This window comes from Vibrio sp. V01_P9A10T6, assembly GCF_963877065.1.
Classification (GTDB): domain Bacteria; phylum Pseudomonadota; class Gammaproteobacteria; order Enterobacterales; family Vibrionaceae; genus Vibrio; species Vibrio anguillarum.
Map to the genome: position 1 here is coordinate 1 of NZ_CAWNTB010000081.1, position 5,134 is coordinate 5,134.

Sequence of the window (5,134 nt, forward strand, 5' to 3'; positions counted from 1 at the left end):
AAGTTGCACCGAGTTCAATCGCCAGAGGGTTCTGATAAGGGTCGAAGCACAGTACCTTCATTCCCAACCCTTTCAAAATGCGCATTGTGGCAATACCAATTTTTCCTGTGCCAACAACTCCCGCGGTTTTACCGAAGAAGTTAAACCCGACCAACCCCTCTAATGAGAAGTTAGCGTCTCGGGTACGTTGGTACGCCTTGTGAAAGCGGCGATTCAAACACATCATCATTCCTACCGTGTGCTCTGCCACCGATTCTGGTGAATATGCGGGCACTCGCACCACTTGAATACCCAGCTCTTTTGCGGCATCGAGATCGACTTTATCAAATCCGGCACAGCGCATTGCGATAAGCCTCGTCCCATTTTCATACAATTGGCTCAATACTGGGCGACTTAAGTCGTCATTCACAAAGGCACACACCACAGTGCATCCTTGGGCCATTTTAGCTGTGGTTGGGGTGAGTCGAAAATCGTGAAAGTGCAGCGAGAAGATTTTTGTATCACTGACCTCTGAGAAAGAACTCGCGTCATAAGATTTTGCGCTGAAAAATGCAATGTTGATCATGTTCTCTTCCTAATTAGACTTATAATTTTCACTATAAATACGCCTAATATCACAGAAAATAAACCACAAAATAACTATGTCTTTGGGATGGTAGGAGTTGCGGGGGGATGTCACTAAAATCGAAAACGGACGGATTAATGATAAACATTCACCACAATCTGTAAAAATCGCCGATAGAAATGTCTGAGTCACCTCTTTTGTGAGCGTGATTTCTCTCACGTTTTCGGCGCAATGCTGAACAAGGTAACGTTTGCTTATTGTATGAAAGCTTTCGCTAAAATGATGCGTTCTTTAATAACGTATTGAAAAATAAAAATTTACACGATGAGTATTTGAGAGAGATGGACTTGAGAAGTGTCGGATATGAAAGTTTCGAGATAGTACCACAAAAAAAATGCAAATATCAGACTTGCCGATAAGAAATCCGGGCCTATAATGCTGAAAACCGGAGCGTCTGCCAACGCTCCGGTTTTTTTGTGTCCAAAATGTACTGACGTCTGCCAACGAAGGTACTACGCACTCTGCAAAAGAGACACAAATGGTCAATTAATCAAGGAATTACATAATGCGTATCGAACAAGAACTTAAGTTAGGTTTTAAAGATGTCCTGTTTCGCCCTAAGCGTTCAACACTAAAAAGCCGTTCTCAAGTAAATTTAACCCGCGATTTTACATTCAAGCATAGTGGGCGTCAATGGTCCGGCGTGCCTGTTATTGCGGCGAATATGGACTCGGTAGGCAGTTTTGCTATGGCAAAATCACTTGCTGAACATGAGGTAATGACAGCGGTTCATAAACATTACTCAGTAGCTGATTGGGCTGAGTTTGTTAAAAACGCCGATGCATCAACACTTAAGCATGTGATGGTTTCAACTGGCACATCTGATGCTGATTTTCAAAAAACCAAAGATATCATGGCGCTTAGTGACGATCTGATTTTCATTTGTGTTGATATTGCTAACGGCTACTCTGAGCACTTGGTCGATTACGTACAACGCGTGCGTGCGCAATTTCCAGATAAAGTGATCTCAGCTGGTAATGTTGTCACCGGAGACATGTGCGAAGAGCTCATTCTAGCGGGTGCGGATATCGTAAAAGTTGGTATCGGCCCGGGCTCGGTTTGTACCACTCGCGTGAAAACAGGTGTTGGTTATCCTCAGCTTTCAGCCATTATTGAATGTGCCGATGCGGCGCATGGATTAGGTGGGTGTATCATTGGTGATGGTGGCTGCACATGCGCAGGTGACGTTTCTAAAGCCTTTGGTGGTGGCGCTGATTTTGTCATGCTTGGTGGCATGCTTGCAGGTCATGAAGAGTCTGGCGGCGAAGTGTTTGAAAAAGATGGCGTGAGCTACATGAAGTTCTATGGCATGTCGTCACAGTCTGCAATGGCGAAGCACTCTGGCGGCGTTGCAAAATACCGCGCAGCGGAAGGCAAAACCGTATTGCTACCTTTCCGTGGCAGCGTTCACGACACCATCTCTGACATTCTTGGTGGTGTGCGTTCAACTTGTACTTATGTCGGTGCAGCTAAGTTAAAAGAGTTAACTAAGCGCACTACATTTATCCGCGTACAAGAGCAAGAAAATAACGTGTTTGGCCGAGAGTAAATCAATAATTTTAACAACCATAATTGTTGAAACAACCATAAATTGATATTTACAACCATATATTGATATTTGGTACAACCATAATTTGATATTGCCTCTTCATAGTCTAGACTTATGTAAGTTTACGACAAAATCGTGAAGAGGCAATTTCATGACAAGCTTACCTGCGCCCTCAGCAATTACGACTTCTGCTTTAGAGTATGCATTCCATACTCCCGCTCGTAACCTAACGAAATCTCGTGGAAAAAATATTCATCGTTATGTCAGTGTAAAGATGGGTAAGAGGATTACGGTAGAATCTACTCTAGAGTGTGACGCCTGCTATCATTTTGATTTTAAACTGACAGAAATGCTATAGAGCAATCAGTTCTAAAACATTTTTGTCCAATTTCGAGTCAGTTAATAATGTGTGATTGGCGAAAAGCTCCTGTATTGCCTCTGTTGATATTATCGAATGATATTGTTTCCTATATTCCAGAACGTTACTTGTTAAACATTTCCCCATCACGGTTACGTTCTAGGAAAATTATTTTTCTAGCGCTAGCCTACTTCGATCAAACATTTGATTAAAGTACATAACTATTTGTGACCCACCTCGTTTACATATTTATTTCTCATATGAATTCGACTTCAGTATTGTTATATTTCCAGAGTTTCATATTCAGTATGCAGTGACAAACAGACCGTTCAAAAAACGCAAGTAAGCCGAGATTGATACTGTTTAGCCATTCGGCGGTTGTGACTCTATTCGCTGCAGCATGCTTAATGTAATAGTCATGCCAATGGAGGCCCGAATGCAAATAGATGGACATCATACTCTAACTTACGTTATCGCTCGGTATGCGGGGATTGAGCATACCGACGCTGAAAAAGTAGCGTATTCGGCTCAATATGTAGATGAGGCCACAAATGATAAGCCAATCCATTTTGATAATGGTGCGATGTACGACCGTATTGTATCTGCTCACAAAATGCTCGACTATCGAAACACGCAAGAGCTTGCAAATCATAAGGTATGGATACCATTTCACTTTCTTCCAGGCAACCAAGGCTTTCCTTCAAACGTTAAACCAGATGGAAGGTTTATACATCGGCTAGTTTGCAAACCAGACAGCGCTGTTGCAAGAGATATGCTGAGAATGGTGGCAACACATTGGTATAAGCCCTACGGCGTTCATCTGATGGGGATTGCCATGCATGTTTATGCAGATACTTTCGCCCATCAAGGTTTTGCTGGGGTGATCCACGACTACAACAAAGTAGATAACCTCGAATCGTCCTCCAGCTCTCTGTTACAACGAATTAAAGATGATTTGTTTAGTGGTGGGGTATCTGCTGCTTCTCCTCTTGGCCATGGTGCGGCCCTATCTTTTCCTGATAGACCTTACACTTCTTGGAATTATCTAAATGGAGAAGGGGAACACGTAGTAAGAGACAATACCTTGATATTTCTACAAGCCGCGGATGCGATGTGCAAAGCATTGCAATGTTGGAAACATGGTGACGCCGAGATCAATATCGATAATCAACCAGGTTTGACCACGCAGCAGCGCTCTTTAATAGAACACGCTTTAACAACCATAGATGATGAAGATGGTGAAGCTCGCCATACCAAGTGGCTTGAGTGGCTGCGAGAAGGAAAATTTGGCTTTGCTGCAGTCGATTTGTCGTTTGACAAGGATGGAGAGAACAGTTGGAAGTGTAGTGGTATGGTGAATTTGGTCACTTAGTTAGAGGTGATATCATCACCTCATAAGTTAATAGGTGCCATTATGACAAAACGTACAAGACGGCTATTTAGTGCCGAATTCAAACTGGAAGCGGCACAGTTAGTGCTCGATCAAAACTACTCGGTGACTGAAGCGGCTCAAGCCATGAATGTAGGTAAATCTACGATGGATAAGTGGGTTCGCCAATTAAAACAAGAGCGCCAAGGGAAAGCACCTAAAGCGTCACCAATCACACCTGAGCAAATTGAAATTCGTGAATTAAAAAAGAAGCTCGCTCGTCTTGAAGAGCATAATGAAATATTAAAAAAAGCCACGGCTCTCTTGATGTCGGACTCACTGAACAATTCTTGATGATCAAGAAACTCAAGCAGAGCCACAGCATAAAAACATTATGCGAAGTCTTCAATGTTCATCGAAGCAGTTATAACTATTGGCTTAAACGGCCAACAGAAATAAAGGCGGAAACCGTAAAACTTCGCAGTTTGATTAGCGAAGCTTATGCGGCAAGCAATGGTTCTGCGGGAGCAAGAACCATTGCCGATATTGTAACAAACAAAGGCGTGAGTCTGAGTCGTTACCGAGCAACAAAGCTAATGAAAATGCTGGGATTAGTGAGTTGCCAAGTACCAAAACATCGTTACCGTAAAGCCTCACAAGAGCATATTGAAATCCCGAATCACTTAGATCGTCAGTTTGCTGTCACGGCACCAAATGAAGTCTGGGTGGGTGACGTGACCTATATTTGGACGGGAAATCGTTGGATGTATTTAGCGGTAGTCATCGACCTTTTTGCTCGAAAAGTGATTGGTTGGGCAATGTCAGTATCACCTGATACACGATTAACAGGCAAAGCGCTTTCGATGGCTTATGAGTCTCGTGGAAAGCCTAAAGGCGTCATGTTCCACAGTGATCAAGGCAGTCACTATACGAGTCGTCAATATCGTCAGTTACTGTGGCGATTTCAAATAAAACAAAGTTTATCTCGTCGAGGAAATTGCTGGGATAATGCGCCGATGGAGCGCTTCTTTAGAAGCTTGAAAACGGAATGGGTTCCAACAGTAGGTTATCGTAGCTTTGCAGAGGCTCAACAAGAGATCATCCGCTACATTATTGGATATTATAGCCAGCTCAGGCCCCATCAGTATAACGGTGGCTTGACACCCAATGAGTCAGAACGATTGTATTGGGAAAACTCTAAAACCGTGGCCAATTTTAGTTGACCACTACAAA

At 43.0% G+C, this 5,134-nt stretch carries 4 protein-coding genes; 3 read left to right on the forward strand and 1 reads right to left on the reverse strand.

Going from position 1 to position 5,134, the window contains the following annotated elements:
• Positions 1-565 (reverse strand): NAD(P)-dependent oxidoreductase (locus AACQ21_RS04515; RefSeq protein ID WP_308514254.1); only part of this gene is annotated, 565 nt, incomplete at its 3' end.
• Between the two features lie 565 nt (positions 566-1,130).
• Between AACQ21_RS04515 and AACQ21_RS04520 the strand changes: the two genes are divergently transcribed.
• The 3 genes from AACQ21_RS04520 (at position 1,131) to AACQ21_RS04535 (ending at position 5,124) form a co-directional block, all read left to right on the forward strand.
• On the forward strand, positions 1,131-2,174 hold the full coding sequence (locus AACQ21_RS04520; RefSeq protein ID WP_094132994.1) for a GMP reductase: 1,044 nt from the start codon (positions 1,131-1,133) through the stop codon (positions 2,172-2,174).
• A gap of 794 nt (positions 2,175-2,968) precedes the next feature.
• On the forward strand, positions 2,969-3,904 hold the full coding sequence (locus tag AACQ21_RS04530; protein ID WP_258174169.1) for a DUF6765 family protein: 936 nt from the start codon (positions 2,969-2,971) through the stop codon (positions 3,902-3,904).
• Between the two features lie 42 nt (positions 3,905-3,946).
• Positions 3,947-5,124, forward strand: a protein-coding gene (locus AACQ21_RS04535) for an IS3 family transposase (RefSeq protein WP_105976407.1) whose coding sequence is annotated in 2 segments (ribosomal slippage) — positions 3,947-4,205 and positions 4,205-5,124 — 1,179 coding nt in all. Because the reading frame shifts where the segments join, the coding sequence is not laid out codon by codon here.
• Positions 5,125-5,134 lie beyond the last annotated feature (10 nt).

Excerpts from the sequence above, each read along its gene's own strand:
- AACQ21_RS04520 (WP_094132994.1), top strand. The coding sequence starts at position 1,131 with ATGCGTATCGAACAAGAACTTAAGTTAGGTTTTAAAGATGTCCTGTTT.
- AACQ21_RS04530 (WP_258174169.1), top strand. The coding sequence starts at position 2,969 with ATGCAAATAGATGGACATCATACTCTAACTTACGTTATCGCTCGGTAT.